At 41.9% G+C, this 26143-nt stretch carries 24 protein-coding genes and 2 pseudogenes; 18 read left to right on the forward strand and 8 right to left on the reverse strand.

Translation table 11 applies throughout. The features are described 5' to 3' along the window. Positions 1 to 23 precede the first annotated feature (23 nt). The 14 genes and pseudogenes from CDC33_RS31110 to CDC33_RS31175 all read left to right on the forward strand — a co-directional run bounded on the left by CDC33_RS31110 (position 24) and on the right by CDC33_RS31175 (position 16773). Positions 24 to 1205 (forward strand): DegT/DnrJ/EryC1/StrS family aminotransferase, encoded by a 1182-nt coding sequence (locus tag CDC33_RS31110; protein WP_109012202.1) that lies wholly within the window; start codon positions 24 to 26, stop codon positions 1203 to 1205. A 124-nt stretch (positions 1206 to 1329) separates the two neighbouring features. Further along, positions 1330 to 2223: a cyanoexosortase B gene (gene crtB, locus CDC33_RS31115; protein WP_109012763.1), complete on the forward strand. Its 894-nt coding sequence runs from the start codon at positions 1330 to 1332 to the stop codon at positions 2221 to 2223. A 197-nt stretch (positions 2224 to 2420) separates the two neighbouring features. Next, positions 2421 to 3143, forward strand: coding sequence for a cyanoexosortase B system-associated protein (locus CDC33_RS31120; RefSeq protein ID WP_109012203.1), 723 nt, complete (start codon positions 2421 to 2423; stop codon positions 3141 to 3143). A 211-nt stretch (positions 3144 to 3354) separates the two neighbouring features. Further along, the gene (locus CDC33_RS31125; RefSeq protein WP_109012204.1) at positions 3355 to 4707 is read left to right on the forward strand and encodes a polysaccharide biosynthesis/export family protein; all 1353 of its coding nucleotides are present in this window, start codon (positions 3355 to 3357) and stop codon (positions 4705 to 4707) included. Between the two features lie 111 nt (positions 4708 to 4818). After that, complete coding sequence (locus CDC33_RS31130) at positions 4819 to 6993, forward strand: GumC family protein (protein ID WP_109012205.1); 2175 nt, start codon at positions 4819 to 4821, stop codon at positions 6991 to 6993. Between the two features lie 1166 nt (positions 6994 to 8159). After that, positions 8160 to 9605 (forward strand): nitrogenase cofactor biosynthesis protein NifB, encoded by a 1446-nt coding sequence (gene nifB / locus CDC33_RS31140; protein ID WP_181374246.1) that lies wholly within the window; start codon positions 8160 to 8162, stop codon positions 9603 to 9605. Between the two features lie 10 nt (positions 9606 to 9615). Beyond that, positions 9616 to 9771, forward strand: coding sequence for a hypothetical protein (locus CDC33_RS39285; protein WP_181374188.1), 156 nt, complete (start codon positions 9616 to 9618; stop codon positions 9769 to 9771). Further along, positions 9749 to 10105 (forward strand): ferredoxin family protein, encoded by a 357-nt coding sequence (locus CDC33_RS31145; protein WP_109012208.1) that lies wholly within the window; start codon positions 9749 to 9751, stop codon positions 10103 to 10105. Before CDC33_RS39285 ends, CDC33_RS31145 begins: the two co-directional genes overlap by 23 nt. A 34-nt stretch (positions 10106 to 10139) precedes the next feature. After that, positions 10140 to 11348, forward strand: a complete 1209-nt coding sequence (nifS, locus tag CDC33_RS31150; protein WP_109012209.1) for a cysteine desulfurase NifS — start codon at positions 10140 to 10142, stop codon at positions 11346 to 11348. A 133-nt stretch (positions 11349 to 11481) separates the two neighbouring features. After that, entirely contained in the window at positions 11482 to 12381 is a 900-nt protein-coding gene (nifU, locus tag CDC33_RS31155; RefSeq protein WP_109012210.1) for a Fe-S cluster assembly protein NifU, read from the forward strand. A 223-nt stretch (positions 12382 to 12604) separates the two neighbouring features. Next, positions 12605 to 12961 (forward strand): globin domain-containing protein, encoded by a 357-nt coding sequence (locus tag CDC33_RS31160; RefSeq protein WP_109012211.1) that lies wholly within the window; start codon positions 12605 to 12607, stop codon positions 12959 to 12961. Positions 12962 to 13311: 350 nt separating this feature from the next. Beyond that, positions 13312 to 14205 (forward strand): nitrogenase iron protein, encoded by an 894-nt coding sequence (gene nifH, locus CDC33_RS31165; protein ID WP_109012212.1) that lies wholly within the window; start codon positions 13312 to 13314, stop codon positions 14203 to 14205. Between the two features lie 148 nt (positions 14206 to 14353). Next, positions 14354 to 15268: pseudogene (locus CDC33_RS31170) on the forward strand (nitrogenase component 1); the annotation flags it as partial. Between the two features lie 98 nt (positions 15269 to 15366). Continuing rightward, positions 15367 to 16773: a site-specific integrase gene (locus tag CDC33_RS31175; RefSeq protein WP_109012214.1), complete on the forward strand. Its 1407-nt coding sequence runs from the start codon at positions 15367 to 15369 to the stop codon at positions 16771 to 16773. Positions 16774 to 17301: 528 nt separating this feature from the next. Here the strand turns inward: CDC33_RS31175 and CDC33_RS31180 are convergent. Beyond that, positions 17302 to 17571 (reverse strand): hypothetical protein, encoded by a 270-nt coding sequence (locus CDC33_RS31180; protein ID WP_109012215.1) that lies wholly within the window; start codon positions 17569 to 17571, stop codon positions 17302 to 17304. Positions 17572 to 18332: 761 nt separating this feature from the next. Between CDC33_RS31180 and CDC33_RS31185 the strand changes: the two genes are divergently transcribed. Together CDC33_RS31185 and CDC33_RS37985 are read left to right on the forward strand one after the other, a co-directional pair. Beyond that, entirely contained in the window at positions 18333 to 18623 is a 291-nt protein-coding gene (locus CDC33_RS31185) for a hypothetical protein (protein WP_109012216.1), read from the forward strand. A gap of 10 nt (positions 18624 to 18633) precedes the next feature. Beyond that, entirely contained in the window at positions 18634 to 18873 is a 240-nt protein-coding gene (locus CDC33_RS37985) for a hypothetical protein (protein WP_146195870.1), read from the forward strand. A gap of 32 nt (positions 18874 to 18905) precedes the next feature. On the opposite strand, the gene CDC33_RS37990 is transcribed toward CDC33_RS37985, so the two are convergent. Together CDC33_RS37990 and CDC33_RS39290 are read right to left on the reverse strand one after the other, a co-directional pair. Then, entirely contained in the window at positions 18906 to 19109 is a 204-nt protein-coding gene (locus tag CDC33_RS37990) for a hypothetical protein (RefSeq protein ID WP_146195871.1), read from the reverse strand. 799 nt (positions 19110 to 19908) lie between these two features. After that, positions 19909 to 20082, reverse strand: a complete 174-nt coding sequence (locus tag CDC33_RS39290) for a hypothetical protein (RefSeq protein WP_181374189.1) — start codon at positions 20080 to 20082, stop codon at positions 19909 to 19911. Positions 20083 to 20453: 371 nt separating this feature from the next. Here CDC33_RS39290 and CDC33_RS31195 point away from each other — a divergent pair. Then, positions 20454 to 21035: pseudogene (locus CDC33_RS31195) on the forward strand (nitrogenase component 1); the annotation flags it as partial. A gap of 215 nt (positions 21036 to 21250) precedes the next feature. Here CDC33_RS31195 and CDC33_RS31200 read toward each other — a convergent pair. The 4 genes from CDC33_RS31200 to CDC33_RS31215 form a co-directional block, all read right to left on the reverse strand. Next, positions 21251 to 21778 (reverse strand): HEPN domain-containing protein, encoded by a 528-nt coding sequence (locus CDC33_RS31200; RefSeq protein WP_109012218.1) that lies wholly within the window; start codon positions 21776 to 21778, stop codon positions 21251 to 21253. Beyond that, positions 21775 to 22683, reverse strand: coding sequence for a GmrSD restriction endonuclease domain-containing protein (locus tag CDC33_RS31205; protein WP_219930080.1), 909 nt, complete (start codon positions 22681 to 22683; stop codon positions 21775 to 21777). The genes CDC33_RS31200 and CDC33_RS31205 overlap by 4 nt, the downstream gene beginning before the upstream one ends. Positions 22684 to 23133: 450 nt before the next feature. Continuing rightward, on the reverse strand, positions 23134 to 23367 hold the full coding sequence (locus tag CDC33_RS31210) for a hypothetical protein (protein WP_109012219.1): 234 nt from the start codon (positions 23365 to 23367) through the stop codon (positions 23134 to 23136). Positions 23368 to 23406: 39 nt separating this feature from the next. After that, positions 23407 to 23985, reverse strand: coding sequence for an Alr1449 family protein (locus tag CDC33_RS31215; RefSeq protein ID WP_109012220.1), 579 nt, complete (start codon positions 23983 to 23985; stop codon positions 23407 to 23409). 368 nt (positions 23986 to 24353) lie between these two features. On the opposite strand from CDC33_RS31215, the gene CDC33_RS31220 reads away from it, so the two are divergent. Beyond that, the gene (locus CDC33_RS31220) at positions 24354 to 25004 is read left to right on the forward strand and encodes a TraX family protein (protein ID WP_109012221.1); all 651 of its coding nucleotides are present in this window, start codon (positions 24354 to 24356) and stop codon (positions 25002 to 25004) included. Between the two features lie 68 nt (positions 25005 to 25072). Here the strand turns inward: CDC33_RS31220 and CDC33_RS31225 are convergent, their stop codons facing one another. Beyond that, positions 25073 to 25738, reverse strand: a complete 666-nt coding sequence (locus CDC33_RS31225; protein ID WP_146195872.1) for a hypothetical protein — start codon at positions 25736 to 25738, stop codon at positions 25073 to 25075. Positions 25739 to 26143: the final 405 nt, after the last annotated feature.

The raw sequence follows: 26143 nt of genomic DNA on the forward strand, positions 1-26143 counted from the left end.
GAGGACAATTGGTAATGAATAAAATGACCATTAGAGTACCTTTTGTAGACTTGAAGTTACAACACGAACCAATTCAAACGCAATTGCAAGATGCAATCCAATCTGTATTGGAACAAGGAGATTTTATTTTAGGGCAAGCAGTCTCAGATTTTGAAGCAGCATTTGCAACAGCGTCTGGTGCAGCTTATGGAATTGGTGTTGCATCAGGAACAGATGCGATCGCTCTCGGATTGCAAGCGTGTAATATTGGCGCTGGTGATGAAGTGATTTTACCAGCAAACACTTTTATCGCAACCTTGATTGGGGTACAACGGGCTGGCGCGAAGCCAATTTTGGTAGATTGCGATCGCCAAACAGCTTTAATTGACTTAAGAAAAGCAGCAAAGGCAATTACGCCTCATACCAAAGCAATTATCCCTGTACATCTCTATGGTCAAATGGTATTACCAAGTGAACTATTGAATTTTGCTGATACCTACAAATTACTAATTTTTGAAGATGCTGCACAAGCACACCTTGCCCAAAGAGACGGATATCACGCTGGTTCAGTCGGAATAGCAGCAGCTTTTAGTTTCTATCCCAGCAAAAATTTGGGAGCATTTGGGGATGGAGGAATGCTGCTGACACGAGATTTAGATGTAGCTCAAAAGATGATGCGCTTGCGAAATTATGGTGCATCGCAAAAGTATTTTCATACTGAACCAGGTACAAATAGCCGCTTGGATACTTTACAAGCAGCAGTTTTGCACCAAAAATTACCATATTTGTCACAATGGAATCGCGCTCGCTTGACTATTGCCCAACAGTATGATAAAGAACTAGCACCCTTGGCAAATGCTGGTATTATCCCTATAGAAAACCAAAGTGATACAGGCCATGTGTATCATCTATATGTCATTAGAGTTGATGATTCTTGTCCCATAGAACGCCAGCAACTCCAAGAAAAACTTACAGCAGTAGGAATCCAAACTGGCATTCATTACCCAATTCCTTGTCATCTCCAACCGGCATTCACCAACTTAGGCTATCAGCCTGGAGATTTTCCCCAAGCAGAAAAATTGTCAAAAGAAATATTATCATTACCGATGTATCCTGGTTTGACCAGTAGCCAAATTAAAGAAGTTATAACAGCGATCGCTCATGCAGTCTCAACTTCTAAAACAGATAAACCATCTCATGCTGACCTTGGTAGCGTGGTAGCCTGAAGTTAATTCATACCTAATGTGCATCTAACAATAAGACATTAGTCATTTGTACTATCTCTCAAATTAATCACCAATGACTAATGACCAATGACTAATGACCAAAGTTTTTGAATTACTGAAAATCATGGTACTCCCGCAACAGGTTAAAAACAGAAACGCCTCAGAATTAATAAATCTAGCTATTTTAGGCGTTTTGCTGCTGCTTTATGCTCCTATATTGCTACATTGGTTGGATGGTTGGCTAAACAAAAATATCAGTACAGAACACGAATATTTCAGCCACGGAATCATTGGTTTACCATTTGCCGCTTATCTGGGCTGGATGAACCGGAAAAAGTGGAAACGTTTACCAGATACGATCCATCCTTTGGGTCCCGTTTTATTGTTATTCGGGGCAGTGTTTTATCTTAGTGGTGTTACAGAGTGGGTTAACCTTTCCTTGCCCGTTATACTAGCAGGATTATGCTTGTGGTTTAAGGGAATACCAGGTTTGCGATCGCAAGGATTCCCCCTGATACTAGTATTTTTGGCAACCCCAACGGCAGTACCCTATCTCATTGCTCCCTATACCTTGCCTCTTCAAAGCTTTATTGCTGGCACAGCAGGCTTTATACTGAATCAATTTGGTATGGACGTAACCGTAGATGAGATAAATCTCTACGTGGGAGGACGGATTGTAGAAGTTGCCCCCTATTGTGCAGGGCTGAAAATGTTGTTTACTACTCTCTACGTCGGCTTGATGCTGCTTTATTGGACAGATGCTTTGTCTTCACGTCGCACAGTTATAACGTTTTTATCTCTTGCTGCGATCGTTAGTACTTGTGCCAATATCATTCGTAATACATTACTGACTTTCTTTCACGGCACAGGTCAAGAAGCGGCTTTTAGATGGCTACATGAGGGTTGGGGTGGTGACCTCTATTCAGCTTGTATGTTGGTGTCATTAGTGCCCTTACTGAATTGGATTAATAGCTATTTTTCAGCATCAGAAACTCAGCAAGAAGGGGAAAGTCATTAGTCATTGGGCATTGGGCATTGGGCATTGGGCATTGGGCATTGGGCATTGGGCATTGGGCATTGGTTATTAATTCTTGTCCCTCATCCCCCTCATCCCCCTCACTTCTTCACTCCCCTGCTTCTTCTCTACTGATAAATATTACCTCATGGTGTGGTTTTATGAAGTAAAATTTTGCCTAAGTATTATAAATTTTACTGATGATTTCTTTCTCCAAGTTTTTTAAGGAAAACCAATTGAGTCAGGTGGCAGCACTTTTGTTATTGCTACTCTTGTTGGCAATCGGAGGGGTTCCCGGATACCTGACAGGACACTGGCAATGGAAACAGCCGCCACCTGTTACCACCCTCAAGGAGTTAAAACAGATCCGCCATGCTGGGTTAGCCCTTCCTGGTTGGCAAACTATTGAACAAGCAGAACAGCAAATTGGCGAACATAAATGGTCTTTGCAGGTAATTAAAAAAGAAGGTTCCGAATCCCAGGCAATCCTGCTTTTGCTGCCGCAAAATGGGCCTATGGATCAACCAGAGGTAGAGTGGACAGACGTTAACGGCTGGGGAAGATCGCGCTGGGGAAAGTGGGATATAGCTCAATATCGTTCTGCTGAATTTACCGTGAAACCGCCTGCAAAGTTGACATCTAAGGTTGAAATAAAAGTAGAAGCTAGGTTCTTTCGCGCCGTCACACCACAGCAAACCTTCGCTGTCTTGCAATGGTACGCTATGCCAGACGGCGGAACTCCATCACCTTTCCACTGGTTCTTGGCAGATCAATTGGCCCAGTGGCGTAAGCAACGCACTCCTTGGGTGGGTGTGAGTATTCTGATTCCAATAGAACCTTTAGGGCAGGTAGAAACATCTTGGACTTTAGCACAGTCTATTGGAGAAACAGTGCAAGCTAAATTGATGGCAGACTCTTTGTAGAGTCTGTTATAAATGCATTTGTCCACAGATTCTTCAGTTGTATCTCTATAATCGCGTCCAGGTTAAAAATATGATGTTATAAATTAAAATTGGCAAAAATTTTCTACTTTTTGTTGGTAAAATACTTGCAGATAAAAGAAACGTTTAGAATATTTTTAGAGTAAAATTACCACTCGGCGCGACTAATTTTTATCTAAGTTTTCCTGCACCGATGTTCATAGATCAAAGTTCTTATATGCGTGCATTCAGCGCCTTGTGTTTTGTCAGTCTTCAAGTAGGAGTTTTCTTAACAGCACCTATCCAGCTTGTTGTTGCCCAGCCTTTTCCACCTCAAGGACAATTACCAAGGCAACCCCCTGCGCCTGTACCAGGTACTGAGGTTGTACCTCTAGGTGCAAATAACGAAATTTCCCCCCAACTTAGCCGCTATCTCTTGGGGCCAGGAGATACAATTGGTGTTGTGCTTCAGCGTCCTCCTGGCCCGTACCGCTTAGGAATAGGAGATGGAATTAGCGTTTCGGTGCAGCGCTTTCCAGATTTGAGCTTTCAAGCTTTAATCAACCCAGAAGGTAACATTGTGGTGCCGCTACTGGGAAAAGTTTCTTTACAAGGTTTGACTTTGGAAGAAGCTCAAGAGAAAATTCGCTTAGGTTTAAATCGTTATGTAGTTGATCCAGTAATAGTTTTAGCCTTGGCAACGCAGCGTCAAGACTTAAGTTTTCAAGCTGTAATTAGTCCAGAAGGCAACATTGTAGTGCCACAAGTGGGAACGGTGTCATTACAAGGCTTAACTTTGGAAGAAGCTCAAGAAAAAATTCGCTTGGGTTTAAGTAGCATTTTACCCGATCCAATCGTAGTAGTATCTTTGGCAGGAACGCGACCAGTTCAAGTTACCATTAGTGGGGAAATATTTCGACCTGGAATTTATCCGATTAATTCAACAACACCGCGCGTTGCTGATGCCTTACTAATATCTGGTGGTTCAACTTTGAATGCAGACCTGCGACAAGTGCAAGTACGCCGGAAGTTAATTGATGGTTCTGTGATTTCACAAACTATTGATTTATATGCAGCACTGCAAAATGGCGGTTCAATCCCCAATTTACGCTTACAAGACGGAGATGCGATACTCGTTCCCCGTCGTGAAGTTGGTAATAATGATGATTATGACCGCAATTTGGTAGCACGTTCATCCTTGTCCACACCACAGATTAGAGTCCGGATTTTAAACTACGCTGCTGGAGGTCTTGCCATTCAATCACTACCTAACGGGAGTACCTTTGTAGATGCTTTGGGAGGAGTAAATCTCGACACTGCTAATCTCCGAGATATCGCTTTGGTTCGCTTTGATCCTGAACGAGGTAAAGCTGTTACCCAGAAACTTGATGCGAAAAAAGCTTTAGGAGGCGATGCATCTCAAAATGTGGCCCTTCAAGATAATGATGTTCTGGTTGTTGGTCGGAACCTCATCGGTAGAATTACTAATTTCTTGACTACCATTACTCAACCCTTCTTTAATGTCCAGTCCTTTCTCCGATTTTTTGACGACTTCGGTGGCAGGTAAAATTAGTAGCTCTCACCTCTTCGCTGATTGTTACTAGGATGTGAAAGAGGAGAAAATGAGGGTGATAAATATAAAGCTGATAACTGATAACTGATTCTATATGCCCTTGCCATGACTCCACCAATTGTTAAACGCTATCTTATTGCTTTTGAAAAATACAAGTGGATTGGACTAGCTAGTTTTGGTTTAGTCGTAGTGGGGTCAACAGTAGTGGCTATGCAGCCAGAGCCACAGACTAACTACATAGCATCTGCCGCACTTACCTATGCTGGTCCACCAGTTTCTTTTTCTGCAACTGGTAGTCAAATCCAACAGCAAGGAAAGGAACTAAATGAGGATGTTTTATTATCAAACCAGATACTTGCCACAGTGGCAGAGAAAGTAAATATCAAACCGAAACAACTTGGTTCAAGTATTGTCCTTTCTCTACCTAAAAAAAATCCCAAGACTGGAGATTTAGAAACGAGTACCTTTGAACTGAAATATGTAGATAGTGACCCCAAACGGGCCATAGAGGTCTTAACTGAATTGATGCAATCAATGATTAAGTTGAGCAGTGACATCAATACTGGGCGATTACAAGCAATTATTGAAAAGATTAATGAGCGCTTACCACAAGCTAAACGGGAATTGCAAATTGCCGAAAAGAAACTGGAACAATATGATCGCATAGAGAGAACGGCGATATTAGCGGCGGAGAATGGCAGCTTATTAAGCGCTGTTACTGCCAGCCAAAATCTCCAACGGCAAATTCAATTAACTATTTCTGGGGTTGATGCTCAAGTTAAGAGTTTACAAAATAAGTTAGGCTTAACAGTCGGACAGGCTTATATTTCTTCTGCTTTAAGTGCCGATCCAATTATTGGTAACTTGCGATCGCAAATTTATCAAAGTGAGTCACAAATCGCCTTACTTAGGAAAGATTTACGGCCGGAACACCCAACGATGGTTCAGTTGCAGCGTCAGAAACAAGCTGCTGAGGAATTGCTGCAACAACGGGCTGCGGAGGTATTAGGTGGCGATGGAACGGCGGCTCCGCTTCAGGGTAGTGTTGCCGGGATTCGCGCCCAAAGTAGCTTAGATCCGGCTCGCCAGCAATTGGCAAACCAAATGGTGTCTTTGCAAACCCAACGGGAAACGCTGCAACAACAACTAGCTCAAGAAATCCAACAAGAAGCGCGACTACGGCGAGAGTATTCTTTAATACCCAATAAGCAATTAGAGCGATCGCGTTTAGAACAAGAGGTTGGACTTAAAAAAGCTATCTATGATCAAATGCAGGCGAAGCTAACCGATGCCAAAACCGCAGAGGCAGAAACTACCAGCAGCCTTAGCATTGCCAGACGCCCTACAGCGACTGCCGACGTAAAACCACCTAAGAGTGTACCTGTAACCCTTGCTGTGGGTAGTTTATTAGGTGTGTTGATTGGTGGCGGGGTGATATTCTTATTAGGAGCGCTGGAAGGTACTTTCAAAACCAGGGAGGATATCCGCGAGAGCCTCAAGCAACGGGAAGTGGCACTGTTGGGAGAATTACCTTTAATGCCAGTTGATGATTTGCCTCAAGATGCAGTGCCTGTAGTACTTTCTGCTGATTCTCCTTATTTAGAATTTTATGAGAAAGTCCGTAGTAATCTGCGCCGGATTGGTGGTAAAGCCTTAAAGGTGGTTTTGATTACTAGCACCAGTAACCTAGAAGGTAAAACAGCAAGTGCTTATAACTTGGGTATAGCTTCAGCTCGTGCTGGTAAAAGAACCTTGATTATTGAAACAGATTTGCGATCGCCTTCCCGTTGTGCATCACTGAATGTAATTCCTGACCCCGACGCCACTATTGAACCCCTGCGTTACTACGCTAACTTAAGTGAATGTATTCGTTTAGTTCCTCATGTAGAAAATTTATACATAATACCTAGTCCTGGTCCTGTGCGTCAATCCGCCGCTATTCTTGAATCTAGCGAAATGCGGCGCCTGATGGAGGATGTCCGCGAACGTTTTGATTTAGTTATCTTAGATACTAGCTCTCTCAGCATATCTAATGACCCTTTGTTAATCCAACCCTACAGCGATGGCATGGTACTTGTGGCACGACCACACTATACACAAGAGAACATGTTAGGTGAAGCTATTGATCAATTGGTTGAATCGGAACTGGGGTTATTGGGGGCAATTATCAATGGCGCTGATATCATTGTTTCTTTACCTGAACAAGTCGTAGAATCATCAACATTTACATCTAAAACAGAAGAATCAGAAGAACTTTCAGCAAGTGCCAACAAAAACTAATATATTTCCCAAATAGGGAATAGTTTTGGGCGTTGCTGAATCCAAGTATGAATCATGCGATCGCTGCAATCCGACAAATGCCACTCAACATGTGCGGCGCTGAACTAAAGGAGAGAGACTTTGAATTTTCACCCTTACCGCATCAGAAAGGGGGTTAGGGGGTTATGTTTTTCGCTAAGGTTTGTAATGAGCAATTCAGAAAAATCATTGCGATCGCTTAATCATGTTAGATTATAGTTTGTTGTTTCTCTCAAACACAAAATTCGAGACTTTCCTACCCATCTCCTCATTCTGGGAATGAAAAAAAAGAACTGAAAAGTTAAATTTTTTGAAAATTATGTGCAGAAACACATCTATGACTACTAGCTTATATGGCTTGCCAGACAAGGCTTAAAGGCATAATTGAATATCATTGTCAAAGAAAAATTAAAAGAATATGAAGTGCATTTTTACCCTCAAAAAAATGATATGTTAGATACAGAATTCAATTTCATGCGTTTATGGAGTAGAACAATATAGATTAGTTCAGTTTTTCACCCTCAAACCCTTGGTATTTCTTGCTTGTAACGCAAATTGAGGGCAATATGAGTACACATTTAAATAACCAAAACCCAGTTGCAAATAGATTAAATTCTTTGCTGGGATTGGATTGTGGCTGAGTACAAAGAAATCCTGAACCCCTATCTATAAACACTAGAACCCCAACCAAAAAAGACTAGAACCCCTACCTGAAAAAAACTTTTTTAATTCTTGTAATGCTTGAAGGATTAGGGTTTTTAGTATTTGAGTACAAATGTAATAAATCCAATAAATTCTATCCTAGAGAGACGCACCGTTTGGCTAGGAGACGGCTGCTATAAATCTTATATCGCCAATCACCTAACGCTCTGAAACAAACAAAGCGAAAAGTGAGTGGAGGGATGACATGCACCAAGCCTGAAGTGAAGAGAAGTCGCGGCTGTAAGCACAAATTCTACCCAAGAACCGAACCTTGACACACCAGCCGAACATCACATATCTATCGCCTGCCTTACTTGAAAACAAGTTGCCCGAACCCAAGGGTTTGCAGGTAGTGTGAAAGACGCGACTTCAATTCCTGGGCATAGAGAGTGGCAACAGCATCTCCCACAGTGGCAGCCAAGTCCACCGACCTTTTGCGAAACTCAATGACATCACCGTCTACACGACTCCTCAACTCCAACGCTACGGAATCGACAACCCAAGCAAAATCCGGTGGTTGCGGCTGCGACAGCACCACCAGCACCACCGTGGAAAGGGACGAAAAGCTCCAAGAACGCATTGCTAAACATCCCTGCTACAGCGAAGACGCTCATCACCACTACGCCCGGATGCACGTTGCAGTTGCTCCCGCTTGCAACATTCAATGCAACTATTGCAACCGCAAATATGATTGCGCTAACGAAAGCCGTCCTGGAGTAGTTAGCGAATTGCTAACACCAGAACAAGCAGCACACAAAGCTTTAGTCATTGGTGGCAAGATTCCCCAAATGACAGTTGTGGGAATTGCCGGCCCTGGCGACCCTCTGGCGAACCCAGAAAAAACCTTCCGCACATTTGAGTTGATTGCAGAGCAAGCACCAGACATCAAGCTTTGCTTATCAACCAATGGTTTAATGCTGCCCGACTACATCGATCGCATTAAACAATTAAATATAGATCACGTTACGATCACCATTAACATGGTAGATCCAGAGATCGGTGCTAAGATTTATCCTTGGGTTCACTACAGACGCAAGCGTTACAAAGGTCTTGAAGGTGCGAAAATCCTCCACGAAAGACAGATGGAAGGATTGCAAGCCCTGAAAGATGCTGATATCTTGTGCAAGGTTAACTCCGTGATGATTCCCGGAATTAATGATCAGCACTTAGTTGAAGTGAATCGAGTCATTCGTGAAAAAGGTGCATTCTTGCACAACATCATGCCATTGATTTCTGCACCAGAACATGGCACACACTTTGGTTTAACCGGTCAACGCGGCCCCACACCCAAAGAACTCAAAGAAGTTCAAGACAACTGCTCTGGTAACATGAAAATGATGCGTCACTGTCGCCAGTGTCGTGCCGATGCAGTCGGATTATTGGGAGAAGACCGCAGCCAAGAATTTTCCAAAGAGAAATTCTTGGAAATGACTCCAGAATATGACATGGAGCAACGCGCTACCGTTCACGAAGGAATTGAGAAGTTTAAAGAAGAACTTAAAGTAGCCAAAGATAAGGCGCTAGCTGGTAAGAAAATTGCCAATAGTCCGAAAGTTTTAGTTGCAGTAGCAACCAAAGGCGGCGGATTGGTTAACCAACACTTCGGTCATGCAAAAGAATTCCAAATTTACGAAGTGGGTGGAGACGAAGTTCGCTTTGTCAGCCATCGCAAAATTGACCAATACTGCCAAGGTGGATACGGCGAAGAAGCTTCTTTTGAGCATATTATGAAAGCGATCGCAGATTGCAAAGCAGTTTTAGTCTCCAAGATTGGTAACTGTCCTCAAGAAAAATTGCAAGAAGCTGGAATAAAGACTGTTGAAGCTTACGACGTGATTGAAAAGGTTGCTTTGGAGTTCTACGAGCAATACGTTAAGGAATTAGGGAATTAGGGAATAGGGCATGGGGCATGGGGCATGGGGAATAGAAGAAGAATTATCCCTAATGCCGCCACTCGCCTCCCACCTATGGCACTGTCTCCCCGATGCCCAATGCCCAATGCCCAATGCCCTTTACCTAAAAAGGAGAATAAATCATGGCTTACAAAATTCTTACTAGCCAGTGTATTTCCTGCAATCTCTGTCTAACGGCATGTCCCACAAATGCAGTAAAACTGGTTGACGGACAGCACTGGATTGACCCTGAACTTTGTACAAACTGTATTGGTAGTATTCACACCGTGCCTCAGTGTAAAGCTGGTTGTCCCACGTGCGACGGTTGCGTTAAGCAGCCTAGCGATTATTGGGAAGGCTGGTTTGCTAATTACAACCGCGTAGTCGCTAAATTAACAAATAAACAAGATTACTGGGAACGTTGGTTTAATTGTTATTCCCAGAAATACTCTGAACAGTTGCAAAAGCGTCAATCCCAATCGGTGGGTTCTGAAGCTTAATTAAATAATTTGTAATTCTTAATTGAAGACAACAATGCAAAATAACTGCATCTATCTCGATAATAATGCCACCACTAAGGTAGACCCAGAAGTTATAGAGGTAATGCTACCTTACCTGACAGATTATTACGGCAATCCCTCCAGTATGCATACCTTTGGTGGGCAAGTCGGTAAAGCAGTGAGAACAGCAAGAGAACAACTTGCAGCCATCCTGGGAGCCGATGAGTCAGAAATTGTCTACACAAGTTGTGGAACTGAGGGAGATAACGCCGCCATTCGAGCCGCACTGTTGGCACAACCAGAAAAGCGACATATCGTCACTACCCAAGTTGAACATCCAGCAGTACTCAATGTCTGCAAACAATTAGAAACCCAAGGTTATAGTGTTACCTATCTATCAGTAAATCATCAAGGGCAGCTGGATCTAGATGAACTAGAAGCTTCCTTGACGGGTAACACCGCCCTGGTGACAATTATGTATGCTAATAACGAAACCGGCACGATTTTCCCGATTGAGCAAATTGGGTTGCGCGTCAAAGAATATGGTGCTATCTTCCATGTAGATGCGGTGCAAGCAGTGGGAAAAATCCCCTTGAATATGAAGACTAGCACGGTGGATATGTTAACCTTGTCTGGTCACAAGCTGCACGGGCCGAAAGGAATTGGTGCTTTATATATTCGGCGCGGAGTTCGGTTCCGTCCCTTCATGATTGGGGGACACCAAGAACGCGGACGTAGAGCGGGAACAGAGAATGTTCCAGGAATTATTGCCTTGGGCAAAGCTGCGGAACTAGAACTGTTACACTTAGAAGAAGCGACTGCAAGAGAAAGAAAACTGCGCGATCGCTTGGAACAAACTTTACTCGCTAAAATCCCCGATTGTGTCGTTAACGGTGACGTTACGCAGAGATTGCCCAACACCACCAATATCGGCTTTAAGTACATCGAAGGTGAAGCAATCCTACTGTTATTGAACAAATACGGTATCTGTGCATCATCCGGTTCTGCTTGTACCTCCGGTTCTCTAGAACCTTCTCACGTCCTGCGGGCAATGGGCTTACCCTATACAACTTTGCACGGTTCAATTCGCTTCAGTCTTTGTCGCTACACCACCGAAGCCGAAATTGATCGAGTGATAGAGGTAATGCCCAGTATTGTAGAGCGTTTACGCGCCCTCTCACCTTTCAAAAATGATGACGCGGGTTGGTTGCAAGGACAAGAACAAGCACTGGCACATCGTTAGGGACTAGGAATAAATGGGAAAAGGTTAAAGGGTAAAGGGTAAAGGAATGATTTTTCCCCTTCCCCCTTCCCCATTACCCCTTTCCCAATCCCCCCACTCATAACTCAGCACTCAGCACTCAGCACTTAATAATATGTGGGACTACACTGATAAAGTATTAGAACTGTTTTACGATCCCAAAAATCAGGGAGCAATCGAAGAAACGAGCGAAGCTGGAGTTAAGGTTGCAACGGGTGAAATCGGTAGCATTGCTTGCGGTGATGCTCTGAGATTGCACCTGAAAGTGGAAGTAGAATCTGATAAGATTTTAGATGCTCGCTTTCAAACCTTTGGTTGTACTAGTGCGATCGCATCTTCTAGTGCATTAACCGAAATGGTCAAAGGTTTAACCTTAGATGAAGCTTTGAAAGTGTCCAACAAAGACATTGCAGATTACCTGGGTGGTTTACCAGAAGCAAAGATGCACTGCTCTGTTATGGGGCAAGAAGCCTTAGAAGCCGCTATCTATAACTATCGTGGCATACCTCTAGCTACCCACGATGATGACGATGAAGGCGCGTTAATTTGCAGTTGCTTTGGCATCAGCGAGTCCAAAATTCGCCGCGTGATTTTAGAAAATCATCTCACGGATGCCGAGCAAGTAACAAATTATGTAAAAGCTGGTGGCGGATGCGGTTCCTGTCTGGCGAATATCGATGATATTATTAGATCAGTTCAACAGGAATACGCCTCACCTGCTCTCAACAATTACGGCGTACAAGTTGCCACAGAAATTGTTAATTCAAAGCAACGATCGCTAACAAACGTGCAAAAGATTGCTCTAATTCAAAAAGTTCTCGATGAAGAAGTCAGACCCGTACTGATTGCAGACGGGGGAGATGTAGAACTCTATGATGTAGAAGGCGATCGCGTTAAAGTTGTACTGCAAGGTGCTTGCGGTTCCTGTTCTAGTAGTACAGCAACTCTAAAAATTGCGATCGAAGCCAGATTACAAGATCGTGTCAGCAAGAGCCTTGTAGTCGAAGCAGTTTAGGAATTGCTGTAGGACTTAACGTAATCTACAAATACGCTCTAATATGCATTCAGCCAGGAACAGAAAGTAGGATTTGAACCATATAATTGTCTCCACATCAATGCTTCAATCCTACCGACAACCAATAGCTAAATTAGCTATGACGGCTAACAGCATATAGGCTTCATACATTAAGCGCCTACTTGCAAATTTCATCATCCAACTCGCTTCAAAGGAACAGGATATGAGCACATTGTACGACAACATTGGTGGACAACCAGCTATTGAACAAGTAGTAGATGAACTCCACAAACGCATTGCCACAGACAGCCTCCTCAGTCCCATTTTTGCTGGTACAGATATGGCGAAGCAACGCAATCATCTAGTTGCTTTCTTAGCTCAAATATTTGAGGGGCCAAAGCAATACGGCGGTCGTCCAATGGACAAAACCCACGCAGGATTGAATTTACAGCAACAACACTTCGATGCGATCGCCAAGCATCTCGGTGAAGCAATGGCTGTGCGTGGAGTGTCAGCAGAAAACACCAAAGCTGCACTAGATCGCGTCACAAATATGAAGGGCGCTATTTTGAACAAGTAATAGGACTTATGCATTGATTGTTGACAAATAGCAACATCAAGTCCTATTGAATCTTGCAAGCTGAAACACATTATGACGTATTTGTAAATCGCGTAATTTTCTTTGTTCTTTGTCAAAACAAATGACAAAGGACAAAGGACAAAAAACCAAAAGAAAAAAAATTTTAACGAGGAAGATCGATGTACTTACTTTCAATAATTTTAGCTGTGGAGCGATCGCCCCCAGCAGGCATTTATGCCAACGCTACCAACGATGCTCTACACGCGCTCACTACTGTCGCTCAACTGGCGTGAACGCAACTGACAAACGCACAGACCCACCAACCAACCAATTGCAGGGAAACAATAACCATGACAGACGATAACATTAGACAGATAGCTTTCTACGGTAAAGGTGGTATCGGTAAATCTACCACCTCTCAAAACACCTTGGCAGCTATGGCAGAAATGGGTCAACGCATCCTCATCGTCGGTTGCGACCCTAAAGCTGACTCCACCCGTTTGATGCTGCACAGCAAAGCTCAAACAACCGTTCTTCACCTCGCCGCAGAACGTGGTGCAGTAGAAGATATCGAACTCGAAGAAGTAATGCTAACCGGTTTCCGTAACGTTCGTTGCGTAGAATCTGGTGGTCCAGAACCCGGTGTAGGTTGCGCCGGTCGTGGTATCATCACCGCCATCAACTTCTTAGAAGAAAACGGTGCTTACCAAGACCTAGACTTCGTATCTTACGACGTATTAGGTGACGTTGTGTGCGGTGGTTTCGCAATGCCTATCCGTGAAGGTAAAGCACAAGAAATCTACATCGTGACATCAGGTGAAATGATGGCGATGTATGCTGCTAACAACATTGCTCGTGGTGTTCTTAAGTATGCTCACACTGGTGGCGTGCGCTTGGGTGGTTTGATTTGTAACAGCCGTAACACTGACCGGGAAATCGAATTAATCGAAACCTTGGCAAAACGGTTGAACACCCAAATGCTTCACTTCGTACCCCGTGACAACATCGTTCAACACGCAGAATTGCGCCGGATGACTGTTAACGAGTACGCACCAGAAAGCAACCAAGCTAACGAATATCGCACATTGGCTACCAAGATCATCAACAACAAAAATCTAGCTATTCCTACACCCATCGAAATGGAAGAACTAGAAGAATTGTTGATTGAATTCGGTATCCTCGAAAGCGAGGAAAATGCTGCGAAGTTGGTAGGTAAGACTGCTGCTGAAGCTCCTGTAGCATAAGTAGCCGCTAATAAATAACGCTTTAGCACAAGGAAAAAGGAAGAGTTCCATATCTTACCTTTTCCTCTCCCTCGCATCTCCCCCCTAACCTTAGAGGGGACTCCTAGTCCCCCTATGCCCCGATCCTTACGAGTCACAGAGGCTAAATATGACACCTCCAGAAAATCAAAACATCATCGAAGAAAGAAAAGAACTAATTAAAGAAGTTCTAGACGCTTACCCCGATAAAGCTAAGAAAAAACGGGAAAAGCACTTAAGTGTATACGAAGAAGGTAAGTCCGATTGCGGCGTTAAGTCTAACATCAAATCCCTTCCAGGTGTAATGACCGCTCGTGGTTGTGCTTACGCCGGTTCTAAAGGTGTGGTTTGGGGTCCTATTAAGGACATGATCCACATCAGCCACGGGCCTGTAGGTTGCGGTTACTGGTCTTGGTCTGGTCGTCGTAACTACTACATCGGCACCACAGGTATTGATACCTTTGGTACCATGCACTTCACCTCTGACTTCCAAGAAAGAGATATCGTGTTCGGTGGTGACAAGAAACTTGTCAAGCTAATCCAAGAACTAGATGTACTTTTCCCCCTCAACCGTGGTGTTTCCATTCAATCTGAATGCCCCATCGGTCTAATTGGGGATGACATCGAAGCAGTAGCTCGTAAGACATCCAAAGAAATTGGCAAGCCAGTTGTACCTGTACGTTGCGAAGGCTTCCGGGGTGTTTCCCAATCTTTGGGACACCACATTGCGAACGACATGGTTCGTGACTGGGTGTTCACCAGAGCAGACAAAGCGAAAAAAGACGGTACACTTCAGTTTGAAGGTACTCCTTATGATGTAGCCATCATTGGTGACTACAACATCGGTGGTGATGCTTGGGCTAGCCGCATCCTGTTAGAAGAAATCGGCTTGCGCGTAGTCGCTCAGTGGTCAGGTGATGGCACCATCAACGAAATGTTGATGACCCCCAATGTGAAGATGAACCTCATCCACTGTTATCGGTCGATGAACTACATCAGCCGTCACATGGAAGAAGCTTATGGTATACCCTGTACGAAGTATGATTTAATATATTGTGATACCAGGATTTAGTCCACGTATAACTTTGCTTAATTTAAACATTGTTCTAAATGGACTAAATTTTAAGACACATTTAAGACACAATGAAAAGCAAGGCGCAGGACGTTTTTGAGGATTTCACTCCGCCAGCATCTACCGATGGCAGCTATCTAGGAACGCAGAAACACATGAAGGCTACTCGGCAGCATCTGGAACGCAAATTTGAGAAAGGCTTGGCAGACACTCGGGCCCGTCTAAAAGCCGCTAAGGTCAAAGTTGGTTTGGTCGTGGCACGGGAGACTATTCAATTGCAAGCATCTCTACCTATCAAACCGGGCGATCGCGACACGAAAGGAACTGGTTTTAAGCAGTACAAAATTTCGCTAAATATCCCTGCAAGCTTGGACGGTTTGAGAACAGCTGAGGAAGAGGCAAACGAGCTAGGCAAGCTACTTGCCCGGAAACAGTTTGAATGGACTGACAAATATTTGGGTAAAATCGCTAAGGTCAGCAACAAATCCCAAACCCTTGGTGATGTTTTAGAAGAGTTTGAAACTAAGTATTTCAAAACACGCAAGTTAACAGAAAAAAGTAAACACACCTTTTCCTATTACAAAGACTATTTACGGCGATTGATTGGGCTAGATACTTTATTAACTCAATCGGAGATTGATAAAAAGCTTACAGAATTGACGGGCGATTCCGCCAAATACAGTGCTGTTAAATCATTGAAGGTTTTAAAATCAACCCTTAATTTAACTAGCTTCACTCTCGAAAATTTTAAAGCTACACAACCCAAAAGTCAGGCTAGGGACATTCCCAGTGATGAGGATATCATCAAAAATTATGAATCTTTTCATCAGTACTCTTTGACTAGAAGCCTAACAATTAAAAAAAATTGCTTAGACAGTTGGAAGATGTGGGAATGGGTGTATGGAATGCTTGCTACTTATGGATTACGCCCAAGAGAACTGTTTGTAAATCCTGAAATCGATTGGTGGTTGAATCCTGAAAACAAAGATAATACATGGAAGGTTCACCCAGATACTAAGACTGGTTACAGAGAAACTTTGCCGCTACATCCTGAATGGGTTTACTTGTTTGATTTAAAAAATGTAGAGCCTTTGAAACTGTTAAAAGCTCAAACTGATGACAGAACTAGTTTTACAGATATAAACACTATTCGGGTTAATTGTTCATCCTGGTTTAGACGCGTAAATATTCCGTTTACGCCCTATGACTTACGCCACGCTTGGGCAATTCGAGCGCACATGATGGGCATTCCAATTAAAGCTGCTGCTGATAACTTGGGGCATTCTGTAGAAATTCACACTGAGATTTATCAGAAGTGGTTCAGCTTAGAGAACCGGAAGAAAGTAATTAGGCAGGCAGTGGATAAAAAAGATGATATGGATACGTTGATACAGGAGAATGCACGGCTAAGGGCTGAGGTGGAATATCTCAGGCAAGCTCTGGCACGGCATCAAATCAGTGAGGTGCTGTCTACTTAACTTAACGCAGAGCGTAGTTTATTAGGAGAGGTGCATCTCTTTTATTTAGCTTTTTAAACTGTTAAACTAGTGTTGCTATATTTTTGGGCAATTTATTAGATAAAATACCTATTTTTTTTGCAATTTATGTTAAAAAATAGCCAGAAAAAAATTGTCTATAGTTGATAAAAACGGCATCTAGAGGGAGTTTCACCCGTCTACAGTTTTGCCTACACCTGTAGACAGTGTAGACGCACTCAAACTGCATTGGAACCGCACTTGTCACCGTCAATCGTGGCACTATAACCGCTTTTATCACCGCCGATCGTGGCGTACTTGTCACCTTCTGTTGTCGCGGTGTAGGCGAACTGTAGACGCGTTGAAACCGTGCATAAGTTGACTATAAACCGTGCTTTAATTCCTTGATAAAAGCGTCAATCGCCTTTCCTGCCGTTGATTGCTTACCCACTTTAAGTTTATTCAAAGTGCGATCGCGGGTTAGGATTAACTCTTCATTGCTTAATTGCCCGGTAGCACTATTCTCGGATTCTACCGGGCTTTCAATTTTCCCCGCAGTTCCTCCAGTTGCGCCTCTAATTGCGATCGCACTTCAGCTAGGCTTGCTTCTACTTCTTGCTTAACCAATGATTTCATGTCTACAGGTGTAGACAATTTTCTAGATGTATCTGTAGACAGCCCTAGACATTCTATCATTCTCCTTTGAGCCGTCTGGTTTAATGTTTCACCCTCTATTTGCAATGCTTCTAATACTGCTACAGCCTCATCAGGCAAGCGAAACGAAAATTGTTTGCTAACCATAACCCTGTCCTTGTCTACACTGCCTACAATATTAGATGGTTTCAGCTTCGCTGTCTACAGCTATGTTGACATTGTATTCAAGGTTGTCGTATTCTTAGTGTAGACAGATGAAAACAGGAATTGACTTAGGTTGCAGCGAGTAAGTCGTAGCGTCGTTTCGCTCCCCTAGTAACCACATGGGATGGATAAATCAGTAAACCAAAAAGTTTTTTAGAAGCAAAACCCAAGCAAACATTTCAGCCAAAGCCAGGGATATCACAAAACAACGTTTTGTTGAGCATTTCAGACGATCACTCTAGTTATCTTTAAGCGATCGCTCTAACCCACCTTCCGCACCCTAACTGTCACAAAGGTGTTTTCACTGTTTTTTAGAATAAAACAAAGCTAGTTTATATACTTAATCTCCTTGTTTTAACTGAGATTAAAAATTATGTCAGCATAATTTTTAGCTCAAAACCTGTCAAAAGTTAAGTGATTACCGATTGTGACACTCTGGGTGCGGAATGTGGGCTCTAAGATCCTTCTAAAACCAATGGTCAATACTCCTGATTAACGATGGCTGAAACCCTTATTATTACGTTGGTTTTCAAAAGTTTGTGGTTTACTGTAAATGATCATCTGGCTAAAAGAAGCCCGATCGCTTTTTACAACGACAAATAAGGTCAGCGCTTGAATGCGCCCCGGCAAGAGAGTCTTTCACCTCTCCCCCACCGGCACGACTTCCCCCTTACAAGTTCTCACGCCACTAAGGAGGCAATAGTATGTTAGCGTCAGACGCGCCCACTTTGGGCATTTTTCGTCAAGCGTCAAAGTTTTGGCGTTTGCGGATCAGTAAAGAATTCGACAAGCCCGAATATTACATTGGTCAGACCGTGCTGCACAAGATGAAAGTGAGGCAGGGTGAAATTTTGCATCCGGTCACGGTAATAGGCTTGAGATGGTCTGGGCTTGATTGGATGTACGCCGTCGAATTGCCAGAAGATCATCCACAGTTTCATCATGAGAATCATGGCTGGGATGAACTGGAAGGCTATTTGCTAGAGGCGATGTAATTAAAATGCCTTGGCAGGGGCGATCGTCATTGAGGCGATCGCACTTCTACTTAGACTGTTACTTGAAGACTTTTTGAAAGATAAATATCCCAACATTTATCAAAGCGCGTGTGAAATTGTTGAGTTACGGCCAAAACGGTACTTACACATATCACTAGTTGATGAAGTTGCTTTATTTAGCTATTTCATCCTAGAAATTAATGATTGGGTAAAAGACAAAGGCAGCAGTGATTGCAGCCTTTCGAGGTAGTGCGCGTGGACTACAAAAAAAACGACCTCCAGTCAACGACCGGGGGTCGTTTTTGTGAGCGATCGCTCACCGCTCGTTGCAACGCTTCCTAACTTCCAACTCCTGACTTCCGACTTCCACTGACTAGCTGGTGAAGTTGTAAGTTGAAGTCGGAAGTTACCGCAACGTGCAGCAGCAAAACCAGCCGCCGCCGATTGCGTACAAAAACGTCGGGGAATCGCGGTAAAGAACTTCATACAAACCTTAAGGTTTAGCCATTGTTGAGCGGCGATCGCCCGTAGAACAATCGTCGCTACGGAGCCTTAACCCCTCCGTTCGTAGAACAGTCGCAACGTAAACAATGCTTCGGTATAGTATCCCGAAGTCAGGGGTGTACCCATATTTTGCAAAAATTAACTGGACTAAATTAGGTTATCCGTTAGCAAACTACTGGAGTTACTCTCTTCGACATTAACCCCAAAGAGAGGGACACATCACAGCAGGTCTGTAGCAATGCCACTTGCTCAAAAAATTATGTTAATAGGTTAACCCGTTAACAAAATGTTTTGAGCAAGTGAAACTCGGTCGAGGGTTAAGGCTCGACCGGGAGAGTTGGCGGTCAGTCTCTAAAAACAGCAGGAATTTCAAACCACGCTAAAACTTCTGGGAAATATCTAAGGGACTTCCAAATAAAAAAATATACAACTATTTATTGTGGGGTGGGCAACATGAGCGCCCATAGTCAAAGGCGGGCAAGATGCCCACCCCACAAGATTGGATAATTTATTTCTTGGAAGTCCCTAATATGTTCGAAAAACAAACCACGCCAATATTTCTTAGACAAGTTAACTTGTCGCTGGTTTAATTCTTCTAAAAATCAACGGTTTCGCGTGTATTTCCCCCACTACTCTAAGCGTTGCTTAAAACTTGGTCGAATTGACTGGAGAAGTATACTTCTCCGGTTAGAAAAAATGGCTAAAAATCACTATTAGCAAGGACTTCAAAAAATAAGGGGAGGGTTTAACCCTTTCCGCTTAAAAAACACTAGCCGCACACTCATGCAGCTAAAAGTCGAGAGTGCAGCAACTCATTACTGCGTTGCATCCTGACGCAGACTGTACAGCAGTTCTCGCCAGCATCAAATTTTTGCAACGGTAGAGCGTGAGTGGCGCGAATTTTACGACCGCACACAGTCAACCAAGTTTGCGATCGCGGATTTTCGTTATCCATTAAGTGCAGCACTCCGTTTTTGCTTATCTGCCTTCCCAATACTTCCATGCCAATACACTCGCGTTTTAGCCTAGTGTATAAACTTTGACAGATACCCTGCAAGCTGTTGCAAAAATTTGCTAGACAACCTATAGGTTATCCGCCAGCGAATTTTGACTTATGCACCACTGTTGCATCTCTAGTTGAGAGTTGCTCGATTACTAATTCTGTGGGTATACAGCTAAAACTTCACACCCTTAAGCCACAATTTGCAAATCAAATTACCATTTTACTAGAGTTTTGGATGTTTAAATCGCAAGCTTTAAGACAAAAACAAGCCACGCGAAACGCAGACTTGCAAAACCATTGGTACACAAGCGTTGTAGACTTTCAGCTACCGTATACCCTGGTTGGAATACAACTTCTTCGGCCCCACCAAGATTGCTGAATCTTTACGGGAAATCGCTTCCAAGTTTGACGAAACAATCCAAGCAAACGCTGAGAAAGTTATCGCCAAGTATCAGCCCACAATGGATGCGGTAGTTGCTAAGTACCGCCCCCGTTTAGAAGGTAAGACTGTTGCCATCATGGTTGGTGGTCTACGTCCTCGCCACGTTGTCCCAGCTTTCCAAGACTTGGGCATGAAGATGATTGGTACAGGTTATGAGTTCGCTCATAACGATGACTACAAACGTACCACTCACTACATCGAAAACGGCACCATCGTTTATGACGACGTTACCGCTTACGAATTCGAGGAATTTATCAAGGCGCTGAAGCCTGACCTAGTAGCTTCTGGTGTGAAAGAGAAGTACGTCTTCCAAAAGATGGGTCTACCTTTCCGTCAAATGCACTCTTGGGATTACTCCGAACCTAGCGATCATTCTTCAACATCATATAATGCAAGGTTTTTTAGCGGCGAGAGAAAAAAGCAGCCCATTTTTAGCCTAAATGCAAGTTGCAGGGTTATGTAGTAACAATCTGTTTTGATGCTTTAGACAGTATAACTCTATATGGAGTCTGGTTTTTATATTTTGCTTGCATTTTGCTTAAATAATAACTGTAAAATGAAAGACTATTTATAATGACGATTTTTTAGATTAAATGGTGCGTAATGTCTAAATTGAGCAGCAGATAACAAACCTCATCCGCTGATTATTATAACGCTACTTGAATTGGCAACTTTAAATTATAAATTGTTAAATTGCCGATCTAGAAAATTTATAAATAGTGTTGCTTGCTGATAAAGCTTATAAACTTCTTCCGCTGTCTTTTCGATAGTGCAATCTGCAAAGTTTTGATGCACTAACTTATTACGCTCATTGCCTAGCTCTAGAAATGACTTAATTGCAGAATCTAAATTAGTATCTTCTTTTACATCTTTTAATCTATTTTCTTTAAATGTCTTACCGAATAAAGAAAAAAATTTGTTAGCATTTCTTCCTTCCCAATCAAAATATGTATGATATTGTCTTTCGATCGCCTTCTGCTTAACTATTGAAACAATGCATTCATCATTCTGAGTTTTATACTCAATAAATGTTTGAACCATTCTACAAATCTCATGCTCAAAGTAGCTTGCTGCTGAGAGTAGTAAAGTTTTGGTAAAAACAGTATTAAATTGAACCATAAAAGATGGCTCATTTTTGTCCTCTAGGAATTTTAGAAGGTCTAAATTATCTTGATAAATTCGGTCAACAATACTTTGTTTTATCATAAATCACAATTGTTTACGCAGAATGCCGCTTTTTGTAATCTTTTGTTGACATTTTCCTTACTAGTAGTTTGAGATTGTATGGCTTCTACAAACTCTATATCGCTTTTTAGTTCTTCGAGCTTTTCAGTATCTATCTTTCCTTCAACAAGCTGACGTGTTTCAAAAAAATGTCCACATTGAGCGACAAATACCGCTTCAAAGATAGAAATATTAAACTTATTAGTTGTCTTTCGATAAAATGCTTTTTCTGGCAATTCTGAGCAAGCTTCTAAAAAAGAGTGGAATAGCTTTTCAAGGTAATCTATTTGTTCAGTTCTCAATTTTTTACAGTTTTTAGAAAAGCTATTGAGAAACTTAACCATAGACGACTGATATTCTTGGCGCTCAACTAACATTGCAAATCCTCTTAAGAGAATTTCAATGTCTTTCATATTCAGATCCGGTTCGTAAACTCCAATTATTCGTCGCCAGGCAGGTAAAGTATTGAGCCGATACAACATATTGTAGAAATCAGAATAATATAGGCTTGTCCTAATCTCTTGAGGTTTTAAATTTATACCGCCAGAGTTTAGGCGATTAAAAATTTCATATATACAAGAATCATCTTCTTCTGGAAAATTCTGCTTGATTATGATATTTCTTATAGTTCGCAAATCGAATGCAATCTTATATTCATCTAGGGTTGAGTAGTTGATTTTATTTAGCTTATTGGGATGATTTGGTAAATTTGAGGGCAATTGCAAGTTGAATTTAGTGAAATAGGCATCATCTCCCAGAATTTCATCTGGAATCTTGCCATTTTCCTCAAAAATTCGCCTCAAAATAGTTCTCTTTTCGTCTTTTGGAAAGCGTTGTTCAATGAAATAGTAGAGAGACATTAAGCGTTGTTGCCCATCTATTACCAAAAATTTGTTTCTGAGGATTTGATGAGTTAGTCATTCTAAATTACCTAAGATACAAAGTGCCAATTGCTTTACTCCCAATGTCGAAACTATACTAACCGTTAACTTCATCGTAACTAGGTGCTGAACATTAACACATAACCTTTAACCATTGACCTCATTCAGAAAGGAAGCTGATTAACTACATATTATACATATTTTCCGTATAACAATCCTTACTTAGAGTACTCGTAAATTTCGTGAATAAAATTCGCTCAAGCAAAGCCTAAGTAAATCAGCAAACTTCTACCTCTAATCTTTTGGCATTGTTGGTTACTCATAACTGTGATCGCCCCAACTTGCCAACACGCCACTGTATATTTAGAGATTGTGTGTAAAATGCACGAGAAGTAAACCGTTGTAGCGATCGCCCCAGTTCGACAACACGCCACTATATATTTATACTGGGTGAAGTTAAGCGATCGCCTCTAACTCAGGAATGTGTTCAGTATTATTGCTTTCAAACAGTCGGTCAATTTCTTCCTCAACAATATCCCATCCATCTCGATCCTCAGCTCCATTCTGCAAATAATCAATCCATATTGGCTCTACAGGAAGAAATTTGATTGCCATCTGAGCATTAACCAAGGTTCCAATATGAGTTTTACCCGCTCCTTTTGGGCCAACTAATATGAATAGCGTTTTCATTATATTTGTCAAGGAAGTTTAAGCAATTATTTTTGGGCTTCAGTCTGGAAAAGCTAAACCAGTCATCGGGTCACGAATATACAACCCTAATGTGAGACTACGTATTGCTTCATCCCAAACGGGTATTAATTGTTCTGCTTGATCTGCCCAATAATCAAATGTAATCAAGCACTGAATATTCGACCCCAAAGCAATGCAAGTCCGCGAAAAAGCTTCCCGTGGTTCTTCCTGAGTATCAATGAACTTCATCTCTGTCCAGACAATTTTAGCGGTTTGGCGCTTGACGGTAATAATTTCTCCCTTAGCAATGATGTTGCGGCTGTCGTTTTCCAAGACTTTCTTTAAGGTAGATTTTAGCGGAAACTTGCTCCAATCATTAGGTGGCAGAGGATTGAAAGATACTTCCAGACAGCAATCATCGTTGGGGGGTTTTTTATCGAGGAACTTGAAGGATTTTTCTTGTGGCTCAAAAACCCAATCCTGGGGAACATTGAAGCGAACAGCTCCGCGATTCGCAACAAATATTTTATAGCCTGATGGAGATTCCCAATGATGGTCAGGCTTTAGTTCAAGGGTTTCTTTAATCCACTGGAGATTGCTTTTTTTACGCTTTGCCATAGTGTTTGTGCCAATCTGCTGAAGAGTGCGTAGGCGTTAGCTTGTCTAAGATACCGCCTAATTTGGGTCGTAAACAATCATCAACTTTGTTAATGTTATCAAATTGCTAGTATTTAGTAGCGCTCTTATATTACTCTTACCAAATAAAAATTAAAAATCTTGATTTTTATTCATCGGCTTTATGAATCTATAGGTAAGTTAGGGAGCCACAGTAAACTCAACAAGCTAAGGCTCTTCTTCAGCTTAGGACTGGCGTTGAAGGTTTGGGCAACCCCAAGAAGCGGAGGATTTCACTCAGGATATTTTTTTGAACCAGCAAGCGATCGCTAAGAACCTATTTAGCAATTTTAACGGTAAAACTCAACCTTATGATTAAATTTTCAGCTTTCAGCATTAAAATCTTAGCCGCAGTGTTCATGGTTATGGATCATGTGTGCTATTTGTTAATGCCAGACTTTTTAATATTGCACTTTATTGGGCGATTGAGCTTTCCCCTCTTTGCATGGCTTCTAGCTAAAGGCGAAAAACACACCCAAAATGTGTACCGCTATGGAGGCAGGTTATTAATTACAGCAATTATATCTCAGCCAATCTATACTGTTGTTTTCCAAAAGTTCTCATTTAATATTCTCTTCACGCTTCTTCTTGGACTTGTGATGTTGCGCTTAATAAAGCTTTGTCCGCAATTATGGCAGCAATTAATAATTATTGGATTGTGTGCAGCAGTTTCTGAGGTCTTGGGCTTTGAGTATGGAGGATATGGGATTGGAGTAATTTTATTGATGTCTTTAATAGATAAACTCAACCCCAGAGTATGGTTGCTCTACTGGTGCATCTTACACTTGATTATAGTAATTTTATCTATAAATTATATATTTCAAATTTGGGCAATTTTTGCAGGATTCATTGTTTTTCAATTTAATGGTAGACAAGGTTCACGGGCTAGATGGTTTTATCTATTCTACCCGGCTCACTTAATAATTTTAGGTATAATTAATTATTTAATCCAGTCCAGGTAGTATTTACGATTTGATAAGCGTATCAACAATGGGTTAAGCCTACACTCAATTTATTAATATTCTCAATTTTATTCCTTTGGACAACTATCAGACACACCATAAACATAAGTAGCTTTGTATTCTTTTGCCTCATTTTTACGAGCATATCCAAGTTTTATTTGTTCGTTAGTTCTGACAAATACTCCTTCTACCCATTTTTTTGACTGGGTGTTTGCCCTGCGAACAGATAAGTGATTTATGGGAATAGCGTCATCTAATTCAATTGAAACAATTCTGCTTCCATTCCATCGGGTAACTTCGGGTGGAGCAAATAGATAGATAAAGTTAGTATTGGAGCCTGATGGTTGTACAACGATGCGGTCAATCACTTTAGCTGGTCTAATAATTTTTCGCCTGAATCTATCAGACAATTCAAATTCTGCAACATCGGGAAAATTACCTCCAATCATTAAAACCTGCTTGATCAAATTTTGGCTGGGATCAAGCATGACAGCACTTAACTCAATTTGGGTAATTTCACTATCGGCAGAGATTTGAAACCGTCCCCTTGGAATACCATCCATACTCAAGGCTCGACCATCTTCAGTTTTGTAAGGGAGTTTAATTTGAGGCAAGCTTAAAGTAACTATCTGGTTTTCACATTTTGCTGCCGTAAGAAAGTACTTACTGGCTACAACGACAGCAATTGTTACAATTGCCGCAGCAATAATCACAAGTGGACTTTTCCGCATCATTTTTTATAATCTTAATGCCAATAAAGACTATTTTATACAGCTTTTTCTATACCTCAACAGAGGATTTACGGTTATTAGGATGGCAATAGTGATGTTTTGCTTGTGTTGGATATTTGGAATGTTTGAGATCATAGGTGCGTTACGACAGCGCACCCTACTTGAAACGTGCGATCATATTTGAAGCTAAAATAATCAACTCATGTTATGCGAAAAGATTAAGCCAGAACTATAGGAATCGTATTTGATTTTTGAAATTATCTATGTGGGCGGGGAGTAGGGAGTAGGGAATTAGGCTTTTGAACTGTACCGAGTTTTTTCAGAAATCAATTATTAGTCCTATATCCCCTAACTAAAGGGCGATCGCAAAAAAAAGAGCGATCGCAAAAAATTTGTAACTTGCATTTT

This window comes from Nostoc commune NIES-4072 (assembly GCF_003113895.1).
Lineage (GTDB): Bacteria > Cyanobacteriota > Cyanobacteriia > Cyanobacteriales > Nostocaceae > Nostoc > Nostoc commune.